At 55.4% G+C, this 14,595-nt stretch carries 9 protein-coding genes, 2 rRNA genes and 1 pseudogene; 11 read left to right on the top strand and 1 reads right to left on the bottom strand.

What is annotated here, in order from left to right:
- The first annotated feature begins 221 nt into the window (after positions 1 to 221).
- The 3 genes from HWX44_RS02170 to HWX44_RS02160 all read left to right on the top strand — a co-directional run bounded on the left by HWX44_RS02170 (position 222) and on the right by HWX44_RS02160 (position 5,026).
- Positions 222 to 3,293, top strand: a 23S ribosomal RNA gene (locus HWX44_RS02170).
- Positions 3,294 to 3,415: 122 nt separating this feature from the next.
- Positions 3,416 to 3,533, top strand: a 5S ribosomal RNA gene (gene rrf / locus HWX44_RS02165).
- Positions 3,534 to 3,931: 398 nt separating this feature from the next.
- Positions 3,932 to 5,026 carry a hypothetical protein gene (locus HWX44_RS02160; RefSeq protein WP_141761661.1) on the top strand — a complete coding sequence of 365 codons (1,095 nt, stop codon included), beginning with the start codon at positions 3,932 to 3,934 and terminating at the stop codon, positions 5,024 to 5,026.
- Positions 5,027 to 5,548: 522 nt separating this feature from the next.
- On the opposite strand, the gene HWX44_RS02155 is transcribed toward HWX44_RS02160, so the two are convergent.
- A protein-coding gene (locus HWX44_RS02155; RefSeq protein ID WP_175973011.1) for an IS3 family transposase occupies positions 5,549 to 6,741 on the bottom strand; the annotation gives its coding sequence in 2 pieces (ribosomal slippage) (positions 5,549 to 6,462 and positions 6,462 to 6,741; 1,194 coding nt in all).
- Positions 6,742 to 6,848: 107 nt separating this feature from the next.
- On the opposite strand from HWX44_RS02155, the gene HWX44_RS02150 reads away from it, so the two are divergent.
- The 8 genes and pseudogenes from HWX44_RS02150 to recN all read left to right on the top strand — a co-directional run bounded on the left by HWX44_RS02150 (position 6,849) and on the right by recN (position 14,595).
- Positions 6,849 to 8,065, top strand: a protein-coding gene (locus HWX44_RS02150) for an IS3 family transposase (protein ID WP_175973009.1) whose coding sequence is annotated in 2 segments (ribosomal slippage) — positions 6,849 to 7,110 and positions 7,110 to 8,065 — 1,218 coding nt in all. Because the reading frame shifts where the segments join, the coding sequence is not laid out codon by codon here.
- A 137-nt stretch (positions 8,066 to 8,202) separates the two neighbouring features.
- Positions 8,203 to 8,949, top strand: coding sequence for a hypothetical protein (locus HWX44_RS02145; protein ID WP_232745247.1), 747 nt, complete (start codon positions 8,203 to 8,205; stop codon positions 8,947 to 8,949).
- Positions 8,950 to 9,078: 129 nt separating this feature from the next.
- Complete coding sequence (locus HWX44_RS02140) at positions 9,079 to 10,029, top strand: tetratricopeptide repeat protein (protein ID WP_175973008.1); 951 nt, start codon at positions 9,079 to 9,081, stop codon at positions 10,027 to 10,029.
- Positions 10,029 to 11,012 (top strand): HAD-IIA family hydrolase, encoded by a 984-nt coding sequence (locus HWX44_RS02135; RefSeq protein WP_046649226.1) that lies wholly within the window; start codon positions 10,029 to 10,031, stop codon positions 11,010 to 11,012. The genes HWX44_RS02140 and HWX44_RS02135 overlap by 1 nt, the downstream gene beginning before the upstream one ends.
- Positions 11,003 to 11,164, top strand: coding sequence for a hypothetical protein (locus tag HWX44_RS02130; protein ID WP_168163151.1), 162 nt, complete (start codon positions 11,003 to 11,005; stop codon positions 11,162 to 11,164). The genes HWX44_RS02135 and HWX44_RS02130 overlap by 10 nt, the downstream gene beginning before the upstream one ends.
- A 40-nt stretch (positions 11,165 to 11,204) precedes the next feature.
- The gene (locus HWX44_RS02125; RefSeq protein WP_175973006.1) at positions 11,205 to 12,014 is read left to right on the top strand and encodes a TlyA family RNA methyltransferase; all 810 of its coding nucleotides are present in this window, start codon (positions 11,205 to 11,207) and stop codon (positions 12,012 to 12,014) included.
- A 26-nt stretch (positions 12,015 to 12,040) separates the two neighbouring features.
- Positions 12,041 to 12,922, top strand: coding sequence for an NAD kinase (locus HWX44_RS02120; RefSeq protein WP_046649256.1), 882 nt, complete (start codon positions 12,041 to 12,043; stop codon positions 12,920 to 12,922).
- Positions 12,923 to 12,961: 39 nt separating this feature from the next.
- Positions 12,962 to 14,595: pseudogene (recN, locus tag HWX44_RS02115) on the top strand (DNA repair protein RecN).

The following is a 14,595-nucleotide window of genomic DNA, read 5'->3' as shown; positions in this document are numbered from 1 at the left end:
TAACCCACACGAGTTTCAGCAGTCAGGTTGGATGACTTCTTGGTTGTTTAAGTTGTGTGGGGTGTTGTGTGAGAACTGTATAGTGGACGCGAGCATTAAACCGCATGCTTGGTTGCCATGATGTCTTTTTGGGTGTTGTGGTGTCAGGTTGTGTGGTTTGTGTGATTTCTTTGTTCTTTTGTGTTTTGTGTGTTCACACCAGCACTTTTTGTGTTGGTTGTGTGTTCGTTATTTAGGGCGCATGGTGGATGCCTTGGCATGCTGAGCCGATGAAGGACGTGTAAGGCTGCGTTAAGCCTCGGGGAGTTGTCAATAAAGCGTTGATCCGAGGATGTCCGAATGGGGAAACCTGGCACCTGTTATGGGGTGTTACCCTTCAGTGAATTCATAGCTGTTGTGGGGGTTTACGCGGGGAAGTGAAACATCTCAGTACCCGTAGGAGAAGAAAATAAAATATGATTCTGCTAGTAGTGGCGAACGAACGTGGATGAGGCTAAACCGTGTGCATGTGATACTTGGTAGGGGTTGTGTGTGCGGTGTTGTGGGCCCCAGCGTGCGGTGACTACCATCATCGTGCTTGTGTGTTGTTGTTAGGTGAAGTGGTGTGGAAACGCCGACCGTAGAGGGTGATAGTCCCGTAGTTGAAGGCTTCAATGTGCAAGTTGTTGGGTTGCCCGAGTAGCAGCGGGCTCGTGGAATCTGCTGTGAATCTGCCGGGACCACCCGGTAAGCCTAAATACTCAGTGTGACCGATAGTGTATTAGTACCGTGAGGGAATGGTGAAAAGTACCCCGGGAGGGGAGTGAAATAGTTCCTGAAACCATGTGCTTACAATCCGTCAGAGCACTTTTTATTGTGTGATGGCGTGCCTTTTGAAGAATGAGCCTGCGAGTCAGCGGCATGTCGCGAGGTTAACCCGTGTGGGGTAGCCGTAGGGAAACCGAATCCTAATGGGGTGTTTTAGTGGCATGTCCTGGACCCGAAGCGGGGTGATCTACCCATGGCCAGTGTGAAGCAGTAGTAAGATGCTGTGGAGGCGCGAACCCACGTAGGTTGAAAACTGCGGGGATGAGTTGTGGGTAGGGGTGAAAGGCCAATCAAACTCCGTGATAGCTGGTTCTCCCCGAAATGCATTTAGGTGCAGCGTCGCATTAGCTTGGTGGAGGTAGAGCTACTGGTTGGTTGAGCGGGACTACAATCTTAGCAATGTCAGCCAAACTCCGAATGCCATCAATTGTGTTGTGCGGCAGTGAGACTGTGGGGGATAAGCTTCATAGTCGAGAGGGAAACAGCCCAGATCGCCGGTTAAGGCCCCTAAGGGTGTGCTAAGTGGAAAAGGATGTGGGATCGCGAAGACAGCCAGGAGGTTGGCTTAGAAGCAGCCATCCTTGAAAGAGTGCGTAATAGCTCACTGGTCGAGTGGTCCTGCGCCGACAATGTAGTGGGGCTCAAGCACACCGCCGAAGCCGCGGCAAACTTTTTGTTTGGGTAGGGGAGCGTCGTGCATGTGTTGAAGCGTTACCGTAAGGAGGCGTGGAGTGTGTGCGAGTGAGAATGCAGGCATGAGTAACGAATTGGAAGGTGAGAATCCTTCCCGCCGGATGACTAAGGGTTCCTGGGTCAAGTTCGTCTTCCCAGGGTGAGTCGGGACCTAAGGCGAGGCCGACAGGCGTAGTCGATGGACAACCAGTTGATATTCTGGTACCCGTATATCCGCGCCCATGATAAAGCACTGATACTAACCACCGCGGATACGAATTGTGCACTCTTTGAGTGTGTGGTTTGTTGATGTCGTGGGGCCTGATGTGTGGTTCAAGTGATGGGGTGACACAGTGTAGTAGCCATGCCGCTTAGTGGATTGTTGGTGTAAGCGTGTGAGGTGGTGTGTAGGCAAATCCGCACACCGTGTAAGCCTGAGGCGTGATGCGTAGCCCTTGTTGGGGTGAAGTTGGTGATCTAGTACTGTCGAGAAAAGCCTCTAGCGATGTGGATGTATGGCCCGTACCCTAAACCGACACAGGTGGTCAGGTTGAAAATACTAAGGCGTTCGGGTGAACTGTGGTTAAGGAACTCGGCAAAATGCCCCCGTAACTTCGGGAGAAGGGGAACCACACGACTTAAACACTCCTTGCGAGTGTGGTGGGTTGTGGGGTCGCAGAGAATAGAGGGAAGCGACTGTTTATCAAAAACACAGGTCCATGCGAAGACGTTAAGTTGATGTATATGGACTGACGCCTGCCCGGTGCTGGAAGGTTAAGAGGACCGGTTAGTCACCTTTGGTGGCGAAGCTGAGAATTTAAGCCCCAGTAAACGGCGGTGGTAACTATAACCATCCTAAGGTAGCGAAATTCCTTGTCGGGTAAGTTCCGACCTGCACGAATGGCGTAACGACTTCTCTGCTGTCTCAACCACAGGCCCGGTGAAATTGCACTACGAGTAAAGATGCTCGTTACGCGCGGCAGGACGAAAAGACCCCGGGACCTTCACTATAGCTTGGTATTGGTGTTCGGTTCGGTTTGTGTAGGATAGGTGGGAGACTATGAAGCGGCCACGCTAGTGGTTGTGGAGTCGTTGTTGAAATACCACTCTGATCGGATTGGATGTCTAACCTTGGCCCATGATCTGGGTTGGGGACAGTGCCTGGTGGGTAGTTTAACTGGGGCGGTTGCCTCCCAAAATGTAACGGAGGCGCCCAAAGGTTCCCTCAGCCTGGTTGGCAATCAGGTGGTGAGTGTAAGTGCACAAGGGAGCTTGACTGTGAGACAGACATGTCGAACAGGGACGAAAGTCGGGACTCGTGATCCGGCACCTACTTGTGGATGTGGTGTCGCTCCACGGATAAAAGGTACCCCGGGGATTACAGGCGTATGTTCCCCAAGAGTCCATATATACGGGGTGGTTTGGCACCTCGATGTCGGCTCGTCGCATCCTGGGGCTGGAGTAGGTCCCAAGGGTTGGGCTGTTCGCCCATTAAAGCGGCACGCGAGCTGGGTTCAGAACGTCGTGAGACAGTTCGGTCTCTATCCGCCGCGCGCGTTGAAACTTGAAGAAGGCTGTCCCTAGTACGAGAGGACCGGGACGGACGTACCTCTAGTGTGCCAGTTGTTCCGCCAGGAGCATCGCTGGTTGGCTACGTACGGAAGGGATAACCGCTGAAAGCATCTAAGCGGGAAGCCTGTTTTAAGATGAGGTTTCACTTGAGGTCCCCCAAAGACGATGGGGTTGATAGGCCAGACCTGGAAGCACTGTAAAGTGTGGAGGCTACTGGTACTAATAGACCAAAACAAACACACACACACTTGAACTTTTCAGTGTGTAAACAACAAACACAACAGTTAATTAATCACACTGTCGCTTGCGTCCACTACACAGTATCTGACACAACACCAGCAATCCAGGTTTGCTCCGTGTGTTTGTCGGTGGCCTATAGCAGCAGGGAAACGCCCGGTCCCATTCCGAACCCGGAAGCTAAGCCTGCTAACGCTGATGGTACTGCAACCGGGAGGTTGTGGGAGAGTAAGAAACCGCCGACACCAAACAACAAACCATAACTCAATACACAACAAAGAGAGACCGTTGAAGCATTACTACCGCTTCAACGGTCTCTTTCTTCGTTTTCAAGGTCCGCCCCCAACGACACTGGGGGAGCGACCTCAAATCTCCTTGAGTACCACACCTAGGTCCATAACGCTTTGGCACTATCTTTTCGTCACTTTCGGTGCTTTCTCCTCGCGCTGATACTTTCGAGGAACGTATTTCAGCTACACTAATCAAAATGGTTGAATTAGCGTTCGGCGTTGCTTTTTGCGGGTCTACCCCGGGCTACGAGATTCGGTGGACGGATTCGTCGCTCAGTTTTCTAATGTCACGAGCATTGAGTGGTCATTCGTAGAAGTCCAGTTGGAGGTGTCTTGAGGTGCTCTTAAGGAAAATGCTCTCTCCTGCAACTGTAATCAGAGTGAATGTTCTTGTGGATGCATACGTGACTTCATTTCTTGCAGCTTCTGTAGGTTACCTGACAGTAGAATCTGGTCTTGATGGTCAAGGTGCTTTGCATGCGGTGGGCACGGGCATTGTTATTGGGACAATTCTGTCGTTGCCGCTTGCACGTCTCGGAGATGTCGTGGGCGAAGCTAGGGTTCTCGGCTGTGTGCAGATTTTTCAGGTGGTCGCATATGTTGTTCTTGGAATAATCCCTGGTCAAATCCCATTGATGGGTGCTTTGGTTGGAATCTTTTTGCTTGGAAGGTTTGTTTCGCCTCTGAGAGGTGCTCTTCCTCCACGCTACCTGCAAAAAGAGGAGCTAGTTAGTTTCAAAATTGCATTACGAACAGCTACGTTGACTGTCGTTCTACTTGGGACAGCCACCGTATCATGCGTTCTGCTTTTTGATGTCTCGATTCGAACCTTAGCTTCGTTGCTTGGGAGTTTTGGATATTTTATTTGTATCGCCGCGACGCACGTATTGAAGCAAAATCAAGGGGTCGACGTTGTACGCCGAGCTTCATTTCCCGTCAGATTTTCATTGGCAACAGATGTATGGATTTCTTGTCTAAAAGTCTTTGTTACATTCGCAATTATCACAACCGGTTCCGTTCTAGTGCCGTACATACTGGCGTCCAAGGGAAGTAAGCTTAGTTGGTTGCTATTGTGCTCTGTATTTATAGAAATTGCGATCAATTATGTTATCCAGAAGAACTCTCGCTTCAAGAAAGGAGGTAGGGCTTCAAATTTCGCCTTACTCTTGCTGGCAGTTGCTTTGGGGGTGTTCGGCGGGATTCTCTTAGTTAGCAGTGCTGTGCTCTTACAATCAATGATTGTCTTTTCATTAGCCTTGATGGCGGTATTCTGCTTAATTCATACCGCCCGGACGCTCGCAACTATTATGGCTTGGCAGTTTCAGTATGACAAAGGGGATGATAAAGATCGGACATTTGTAGTAGCTATATTTTCGATGGCGTCAGCTTTTGGTATCGGGTTTGCAAATTTAATAGGTGCAAAAATTTACGAAGTAGTAGGTGTGTAAATTTATAGTGAAGGATATCTTCGAAAGCCCGAGAATTAACAGTAGGAATAGACGTGTGCGCTGGTGCCTCTGACATGAATCTTGGATGCAGTGCGCACGAGCGCGACTTCGACGTACCCATGCGCGAGCCTTAGTAGTCCGTCTGGTCGAGTGAATTAGTCTATTGGCAGTGTCGGTGGCCGTCTATTGGAATGGTTTATTTGCGACCAGCGTTTTAGAACACGTGAATGAATGCGGCGGCTAAGGGGGGCAGGTCTTTCAAATCAGCTTGTACTCCTCCTCGATCTGGAATCATTGGTGACCTTCATGAGTGCACTTCTAAGTCTGCGTTCATAGCCCTGAGGACAAGCAATCACACGGGTTCCTGAACCCCATAACCTCGTCATTTAAGGGACTACATGCCTGACGTTTTAAGTCTTTAGCGCTCCCGTAAATCGTCGGCCACCAGCACTGTATTGAGGTTACCCTCGTTTAGTGGACACCCGGGCCCGACCCCCGGAAAGTGGACACGTCGGGGGTTAGCTATGCTGCTTTGGTCAGTGTAGCTGATGTGAGTGCTTCGAAGGTATCGGGGGCTACAAGATTGCACCAGGAGTGTCGCCGGCGTGTGTTGTAGCGCATGCACCATCGGAAGACTTCCTGGCGGCAGGCGATCGGATTGTCAAAGACTTTCCGATCACGCAGGACTTCACGCTTTAAGGTGGCGTTAAAAGATTCTGCCAGGGCGTTATCCGCACTCGTTCCTACCGCTCCCATGGACTGGCGCACACCCAACGACGAGCAATAGCTTCTAAAGGTTTGTGAGGTGTAAACACTGCCGTGATCGGAATGGAATACAGCCCCGTCAAGACTGCCACGCACACCGTGGGCGTGGGCTAGAGCATCGACGACCAGTGAGACGCGCATGTGGTCTGCGAGCGCATAACCTGCAAGTTTCCGCGAGTAAGTGTCAATAACTGTGGCCAAATACATGTTCTTGCCGCCCTTACAGGGCAGGTAGGTAATGTCGCCGACATAAACGCGGTTTGGCTCGTTGGCTGTGAATTTGCGGCCTACTAAGTCCGGCATGACGCGGTGGCCAGGCTTGCGCCTGGTAGTGACGCATCGGCGGCGCCTGGTAAAGCCTTTAAGTCCCATGGATTTCATGATGCGCGCAACCTTCTTGTGGTTTATCGGGCCAAAGCGCGTATCGGCTTTAAGGCTTGCAGCGATGCGTTTTGCCCCGTAAAGCCCGTGCTCATCATCGAAGATGGTCTTGATTTGTGCGCCAATAAGAGCATCGGAACACGTCTTTAACCTGCGTTTTTCGCGGGTATTGACCCATTTATAAAACGAGGAGCGATTGAGCTTTAACACGTGGCACATCCGCTTGACCGAGTATTCGGTTCGGTGGTCATAGACAAACTGGAAGCGGATCACCAGCGTGTCTCTTCGGCAAAATATTTCGCGGCCTTGCGCAGGATGTCGCGTTCTTCGCGCAGTTTTGCGTTTTCTTTTTCTAGCTGGCGGATCCGTTCGGAATCATTCGCCGCTTGGGCTTTATCATGCACAGCTTTAATGCGCGCACGCTTTCCGGTGCCGTACTTCTTGACCCAAGAATGAAGCGAGGCACGGTTGATTCCGAGCTCTGTTGATGCTGCGTTCAGCGAGAGGTCCTCATTGTTTTCATAGAGGGCCACAGCATCGCGTTTGAACTGTTCGGAGTACCTGGACATGGTGGTAGATTACCTTTCTTTCCAACCCAACCGGGCTGGAGATCAGGTGTCCACCAAAAAGGGGTCAGGTCCCCCTATTTGTACGGATCTTGTGTCCGTAGGAGAGGATGTTCATTGTGAGTCAACAGCGCAAGAAGTACACGCCTGAGTACCGGCGTGAGGCCGCGAACCTGGTAATCGAGTCAGAGCGACCGATCGTTCATGTGGCTAAGGAAATCGGTGTTTCCGCCGGGCTTTTAGGCCGGTGGGTCAAACTCGAGCGTGAACGCCGAGGAGCCTCAGATGGGATGAGCGAGGCTGATCTTCGTGCTGAGAATGCTCGTCTGCGCCGTGAGTTGGCTGAAGCAAAGATGGATAACGAGTTTTTGTCAAAAGCGACAGCCTTCTTCGCCGCGAAGCAACGCGAGCAGAAAAGTTCGAACTAATGCAGCAGGAGAAGGCAAACTACAGCATCAAACGCATGGCACGGCTATTAAAAGTGTCTCGGTCTGGATACTACAAATGGGCCCATGTGCAGCAGAAACGACTATCCGGAAAGGATGATCGGGCAGCATTTTACGATGATGTTGACCGAAAGATTCATCAGATTTGGAAAGACTCCGATGAGGTTTATGGTGCTCCGCGGATCACCGCAGAGCTCGCCGAGCGCTACCGCATTTCGCTTAACCGTAAGACTGTGGCGAAGCGGATGCGCATGATGGGCATTGAAGGGATTTCACCGCGTGCCTTTGTCCCAGTGACTACAATCCAAGCCAAGCGTAAGTCGAGTCTTCCTGACCTGGTCAAGCGCATGTTTGATACTGGTGAGCTCAACCGAGTGTGGATGTCGGATATTACCTACTTGCGCACCGGTGAAGGCTGGTTGTATTTGTGCGCGGTCCGCGATGGTCATTCCCGCAGAGTGCTGGGCTGGGCTATGGATAGCGTTCAAGACACACACCTGGTCGAACGGGCCCTGCGGATGGCGCATACACTGCGCGGTGATGTTCCTGATGGGCTGGTGTTTCACGCTGACCGTGGAACGCAATTTACCAGTGAGAAGCTCTGGGAGGTGTGCCGCAGACTGGGCATTGCTCAGTCTGTGGGGCGTACTGGTGTGTGCTTCGATAACGCGATGGCTGAGTCGTTCTGGTCGACGCTAAAGACTGAATTCTACGACCGTAAGCGATGGCCTACCCGTGATGCCGCACGCAAGGCCGTTGCCTACTGGATTGAAGTCGTCTACAACCGTCGGCGCCGGCACTCTGCACTCGGAATGGTCAGCCCCGTCGACTTCGAGAACCACGCCGGCGCAATCAACAGCAGAAAAGAAATAGCTGCCTAACCACTAGGTAGCTCCACTACGTGTCCACAATTTGCGGGCAACCCCAGTATTGATAGCGGGATGTCGTTTCCTTTTCGTGCTTTACAACTAGAATGTAGTCGGTATCAACTCTTGGCGGGATAGCGAAGGAGAACGCGATGAGGTTCCCGCAGACTTCGGCTTCTTTTACTCATTCTTATAACCCGGTCTTCCTGAAGGAACTGAAGGCTGTTCCCTACGGGAGAAAAAACGAGAACCCCTCTCCCTACAACCTTTGTCCGGTCTTTGAATCAGTAGAGCGTGTTCCGCAAGTGCGCGATATCCGTGGTGGTCTTGTGTTTTTCGGAGCGATGGTCTTGGCAGCAGGATTGATCTTCTTTGTGGGCTTACTTCTTAACAGCTTCAAGGTTCCGGGTCTCTTGGCGTTTCTTCTTGGCGCGTTGCTCCTTTATTTTTTGTTTCTCATCGCTAAGCATGCGTTGTTTGCGCGACGAATTAGTAGGGCCTGGAAGAATGGCTGGATCGATTTTTATCCGGTTCTCCTCGGCAGTCTTTTTCACGATGAAGAGAATGCCAAGCGTGGGAAGAAGGGGCATTTTTATGCCACGAAGGCCTTGGTCGTGGCGCCAAACGGCGAGTCCCGGATGCTCGAGGTGTCCGTGGAAGGGCTGAGGCTGGACCGAATGATTAAGGAAGGCGCTGTCATGGCGCGTGACCGCCAGGGGATCCGCCTTGATGCAATCCGCAATAACGGGTGGACATTCTGGGCAGTCGTTCGTGGTCGGCCGTTGGACGACGGAAGCGTGGAACATGGGCTGTCCGCTTCACAGGTGGCTGCGGGCTTGGATCGCGTTCGGCATGGTTGGCCATTGGATCGGCTTGATTCCTTGCCTGATGGCCCGTGAATTTTGACTATTAGCCATGGGTGTGGGCCATTTCACTCACCAGTCGGTGCATTGCCGGTTTCGGGCCGCTGACCTGTACACTGGTTCGGTACATACGGACGCGTCTACCGCAGAAAGTGCATGGATTTAATGTCTGAATCTAACTCCCGCGACCACGAGCGTGGCCGCGAAGGTTCCTCGGAAAGCAACCGGGGAAACAACCGCTCTGGTGGCCGGAAGTTTGAGAAGCGTGGCGGCGCATCGGGGCGTCGAGAAGAGCGTCGCGGCGATCGCCGCGATGACCGCCGTGGCGGTCGCGCTGGTGCTAAACCTCGTCGTGGGGATCGCCGCAACGATCGTCAGGGCCACGATCGTGATAAGCACAAGGCCTCGCATCCGCAGCGTTCGGGCTACCGTGAGGAGCGGATCAATCGCCGCATGACGGATCCGGATCTGCCATCTGATATTGATATCACTGACCTCGATCCTTCTGTGCTGCAGGACCTCTCCTCGCTATCGAAGGAAAACTCCGAAGCAGTGGCCAAGCATCTCATTATGGCGGCAACGTGGCTTGATGATGACCCGCAGCTGTCACTTCGCCACGCGCGCGCAGCAAAGGATCGTGCTGGACGCGTATCGGTTGCGCGTGAAATGAATGGAATCGCCGCCTACCGTGCTGGGGAGTGGAAGGAAGCTCTGGCGGAGTTGCGTGCTGCGCGCCGCATTTCCGGTGGCCCTGGATTGCTTGCCGTGATGGCGGATTGTGAACGCGGCCTTGGTCGCCCAGAGAAGGCCGTGGAATTGTGGCGCAGCGAAGAGGCGAAGGAGCTGGCACCGGAGGATGCCATCGAGTTGGCAATCGTGGCTGCAGGTGCACGCTTAGACATGGGTCAAGCAGATTCTGCTGTGGTCACGATTCAGCGCGCGCAGCCGAACAAGGACGCCACAGGCGTGTCTGCCTGCCGCCTTTCTTATGCTTACGCCAATGCCCTGCTGGAGGCCGGCCGTAAGGAGGAGGCACAGGAATGGTTCCAGCACGCGGTTGACATCGATGAAGGAGACTGGACCGACGCCGCGGAGCATCTGACCGAATGTAAATAATGAGTATTCTCAAGACCCACGATTCGCTGCTGCTAGATCTTGACGGAACCGTGTGGGAGGGAGGACAGGCCCTCCAGTGCGTCGTTGACGTTATTAACTCCTGTGGTGTTCCCGCGGTGTATGTGACGAACAATGCTTCCCGCAGCCCCCAGACCGTGGCTGGCATGCTCGGAGAAATTGGACTGAAAACGGATGCCAACCGAGTTGTTACCTCCGCGCAAGCCGCAGTCAAGATTGCCCGTGAGGACTTCCCGGCAGGAACCAAGGTTCTCGTTATCGGCGCTGACTCATTCCGCACTCTGGCCCGTGAGGCAGGGTTCGAAGTAGTCGACAGCGCCGATGATAAGCCTGCGGCAGTGTTGCAAGGCATGGATAAGTCGGTCGGTTGGGAACAGCTTTCCGAGGGGGCATTTGCTATCAATCAAGGTGCGAAATACTACGCCTCCAACCTCGATACGTCGCTGCCGACGGAGCGAGGAATGGCCGTGGGCAATGGCTCGCTCGTCGCGGCTGTTGTTTCGACCACGGGCGTTGAACCTATTACTGCAGGCAAACCGGAGCCCGCTATGTTTACGCAGGCGGCCAAGCTGGTGGGGTCGACCAAACCCCTTGCTGTCGGCGACCGTCTGGACACCGATATCGTCGGTGGTAATAACGCAGCGATGGATACGTTCCACGTGTTGACCGGTGTGTCTCGTGAGCTGGCGCTTATTGAAGCCATTCCGGAGGCACGTCCCAATTTCATCGGCGCGGGCTTCCACGAGCTCTCACTCTCGGAAGCACAGGCACGGCCAGGAGCCCAGGGCGGATTCCGGGCTCGGTATGACGGCTATGACATTGTCCTTCAAGGAGGCGATGAGAAGTCGACTTCGGTCGAGGCGCTGCGCACGGTTTTGGAAGTAGCCTGGGCGGGCGCTGAGCCTCCTCGCTATATTCAGCCGCGGAGCGAGGCCGCTGAAAGAGTAGTATCCACATGGCGGTAAAGCCCCATGACCCGCGGGCGGTGCTTGCCCCAGAAAAACTGGATGAGTCCATCGCCGCGATTCTTAACGAGCCATCGGAAACTCTTGAGCAGGAGCTGGTCCAGCTGGACCGTGCTCACACCGTGCTGCGGGATGCGCTTCAAGACAACTAGCGCTTTACACCAAGGAATGTAGGGGAAAGAGGACCTGTCTATGCCACCGCAACGTCGCCGTCTTGACGCGGAGTTGGTACGCCGAAAGATCGCGCGCTCACGTGAGCACGCTGTTGAGATGATCAAGGCCGGCCGCGTGACGGTTGGTGGTTTCAAGGCCACCAAACCCGCCACGGTGGTGGAACCAGAGGTATCCATCAAGGTGGAGGCCAGTGAGGGGGATGACTGGGCGTCGCGAGGCGCACACAAGCTCTTGGGCGCACTTGAAGCCTTTGACGTGGATCTGAAGGGCAAGCGCGTGTTGGACGCAGGAGCGTCGACCGGTGGGTTTACCGATGTCTGTTTACGCCGCGGTGCCGCAGAGGTGTTATCGGTTGACGTGGGCTACGGGCAGCTGTTGTGGCGCCTGCAAAACGACCAGCGCGTTACCGTGCTAGACCGCACGAATATTCGTAATCTGACCCTAGAGCAGACCGGTGGGCCGTGCGATGCCATGGTGGGTGACTTATCTTTTATCTCCTTGAAATTGGTGCTTCCGGCCATCGGGGAGTGCATGGTCGATGGCGCGTGGCTACTGCCCATGGTCAAGCCACAGTTTGAAGTAGGTAAGGACCGTATTGGCGCCGGCGGCGTGGTGCGGTCACCCGAGCTTCGCGCGGAAGTAACCAAGGACGTGGCGGTCTTCGCTCAGGAGCTCGGCCTAAGCGTAAAAGGTGTGGCTGCCTCCCCGCTACCGGGACCGAGCGGTAACGTCGAGTTTTTCCTCTGGCTGGTCAAGGACGGGATGTCCACCCCGGAGGATAGGCTGGACGTACTCATCGAAACGGCAATTAAGGAAGGACCTCAGTGAGCACTACCAGCGCCGCGGATGGCACCATGCGCCGTGAAATTCTTCTTGTCCCGCACGCCAGTCGCGAGGAAAACCTTGCCGCCACCCACCGGGCCGCGGAGCTGCTGCAGGAGGCAGGCATTAAGGTGCGCGTCTGTGCTGCGGATACTGTGCTTCCCGGGCTGCAGCACGTCCGGCATACACCAGCGGCAGCAGAGGGCTGCGAACTGGTGTTGGTGCTCGGAGGCGATGGCACGTTCTTGCGCGCTGCGGATATGGCCCGCGCCGTGGACGTTCCGGTGTTGGGCATCAACTTGGGGCACGTGGGCTTCCTCGCAGAATGGGAAGCGGAGTCCCTAGACCGTGCGCTCGTGCGCGTCATCGAGCAGTCCTATGACGTCGAAGACCGCCTGACCATCGACGTGAGCGTCTTCGATTCGGAAGGCGCGTTGCGTGAGCGCAGCTGGGCGCTGAATGAGGCGTCGATTGAAAACCTCAACAGGTCCGGAGTGCTTGATGCCATCCTTGAAGTGGATGGCCGCCCAGTATCCGCTTTTGGGTGCGACGGTGTACTTATTTCTACCCCTACGGGCTCCACGGCTTATGCCTTCTCCGCCGGCGGCCCTGTGCTGTGGCCTTCGCTCGATGCCATCCTGGTGGTGCCGAATAACGCGCACGCATTGTTTACCAAGCCGCTCGTGGTGTCTCCGGATTCACAGGTAGCGGTGGAATCGGCATCGGCAACGACTCCCGCCGTGGTGATCCTCGATGGTTTTCGGGAAATCTCCATGCCCCCAGGCTCACGCGTGGAAATCGTGCGCGGTGAACGGCCGGTGCGGTGGGTTCGCCTTGACCACCAGCCTTTCACTGACCGGCTTGTGTCCAAGCTGCGCCTTCCCGTGGAAGGCTGGCGCGGACCGCGGCATTAACCTGCTCTAGCGCGTAACCAGGAAGGAAGATAACTCTCCGTGCTCGTTGATATCAGCATTTCTGATCTCGGTGTAATTGAAAGCTCCACCGCGGAGCTTTCGCAGGGGCTCACCGTGCTCACTGGTGAAACCGGTGCTGGCAAGACCATGGTGGTGACCGGCTTGCGCCTGCTCGCGGGAGGGCGCGCTGATGCCTCGCGCGTGCGCGAAGGAGCCTCCAAAGCTGCCGTCGAAGGGCACTTTTCTTCTGACTCGAAGGCCGTGGCGGAACTAGTTGAGGAAGCCGGGGGTGAGCCCGATGAGAACGGCGAATACATCGCCTCCCGCACGGTGTCGGCGGCAGGACGCTCGCGGGCCTACCTGGGTGGGCGAGCGGTGCCAGCGGCGACGCTGGGGGAGTTCGCTTCCCATCTCATTACCGTCCACGGGCAAAATGATCAGCTGCGGCTGTTGTCTACTGATCAACAGCTGGCGGCCATTGACCGCTTCGACCCTGCAGTTGACGCGGTCCGCGAGGCATATACCCAGGCATTTAGCCGCTGGCGCGCGTTGGCCAAGGACTACCAGCGCCGTACAGAATCACGGCGTGAGATGGCACAGGAAGTCGACCGGCTCCAGTTCGCGATAACGGAGATTTCGGACCTTGACCCGGAACCGGGCGAGGACGCAGAGCTCGTGACCCTCATTAAGCGCCTGCAGGATGTTGATGCCCTGCGCGAGGGAGCAGCCACCGCGCTGAGCGCTCTCGACGGCGGGGAAGGTTTCGGTGATGAGGACACCGCCGTCAACCTCGTCGGCGCCGCTGAAACCGCGCTGGCTGGGGCCAGCGACGTCGAACTCGCGCGGCTCGGGGAGCGATTGAGCGAGGTCACCGCGCAATTGACCGATATTGCCGCTGAGCTCACCACGTATCTGGGAAATCTCCCCGCGGATCCCAACCTCCTCGAGGAATCCCTGCAGCGCCAACAGGAGCTCAAGCGCCTGACACGTAAGTATGCCGCAGACATCGATGGGGTGGCGGACGCGGCAAGGAAGCGACGTTGATCACTCCGAGGCTCGAAGCATTGAAGAGAGTAATGGCGGCGAAAAGACATGGTTGGCGAGAAGCTCTGCGTGCGCACCAGGCAGCGAAGCAGCTGGTCGAGGTCACGGAGGAGATTCACGGCTTGGCCATGCCTCATTCCACCTGACGGTCGCCGTGCACAAGGCGAAGTACTCCAAGACGGGCGCGGATGAAGTGGAATTCCAACTCAACGGAAAGCCCTTGGCCTCGGCCGCCTCCGGCGGTGAGCTCTCCCGTCATGCTGGCGATGGAAGTGGTACTCGCCAGCGGCGACGGCACCACCTTGGTCTTCGACGAAGTGGACGCCGGCGTGGGTGGTCGCGCGGCGGTGGAGATTGGGCGTCGGTTAGCGCGCCTGTCCATCACCAACCAGGTCATTTGCGTGACCCACCTGCCCCAAGTGGCTGCCTATGCGGATTCGCACCTGCACGTGTCCAAGGAGAAATTCACCTCAGGCGTGGCGGATTTGAGCGCCGAGGAACGCGTCGAGGAACTCGCCCGCATGCTCGCTGGTCTTGATGACACCGCGACTGGCCGCGCGCATGCCCAGGAGCTCTTCGACCGGGCTCAAGCAGAAGTAGAGAATTTCCGCGCGCCTTCCACACATTGA

The organism is Corynebacterium sp. Marseille-Q2823 (genome assembly GCF_903645345.1).
GTDB lineage: Bacteria > Actinomycetota > Actinomycetes > Mycobacteriales > Mycobacteriaceae > Corynebacterium > Corynebacterium hiratae.
Note: the sequence above shows the minus strand (reverse complement) of the source record. Positions and strands in the feature narration are given on the sequence as shown.

What these genes read in the sequence shown, in the direction of transcription:
- HWX44_RS02130 (WP_168163151.1), top strand. Translation starts at nt 11,003, where the DNA reads ATGGCGGTAAAGCCCCATGACCCGCGGGCGGTGCTTGCCCCAGAAAAA.
- HWX44_RS02160 (WP_141761661.1), top strand. Translation starts at nt 3,932, where the DNA reads ATGCTCTCTCCTGCAACTGTAATCAGAGTGAATGTTCTTGTGGATGCA.
- HWX44_RS02120 (WP_046649256.1), top strand. Translation starts at nt 12,041, where the DNA reads ATGCGCCGTGAAATTCTTCTTGTCCCGCACGCCAGTCGCGAGGAAAAC.
- HWX44_RS02135 (WP_046649226.1), top strand. Translation starts at nt 10,029, where the DNA reads ATGAGTATTCTCAAGACCCACGATTCGCTGCTGCTAGATCTTGACGGA.
- HWX44_RS02145 (WP_232745247.1), top strand. Translation starts at nt 8,203, where the DNA reads ATGAGGTTCCCGCAGACTTCGGCTTCTTTTACTCATTCTTATAACCCG.
- HWX44_RS02140 (WP_175973008.1), top strand. Translation starts at nt 9,079, where the DNA reads ATGTCTGAATCTAACTCCCGCGACCACGAGCGTGGCCGCGAAGGTTCC.
- HWX44_RS02125 (WP_175973006.1), top strand. Translation starts at nt 11,205, where the DNA reads ATGCCACCGCAACGTCGCCGTCTTGACGCGGAGTTGGTACGCCGAAAG.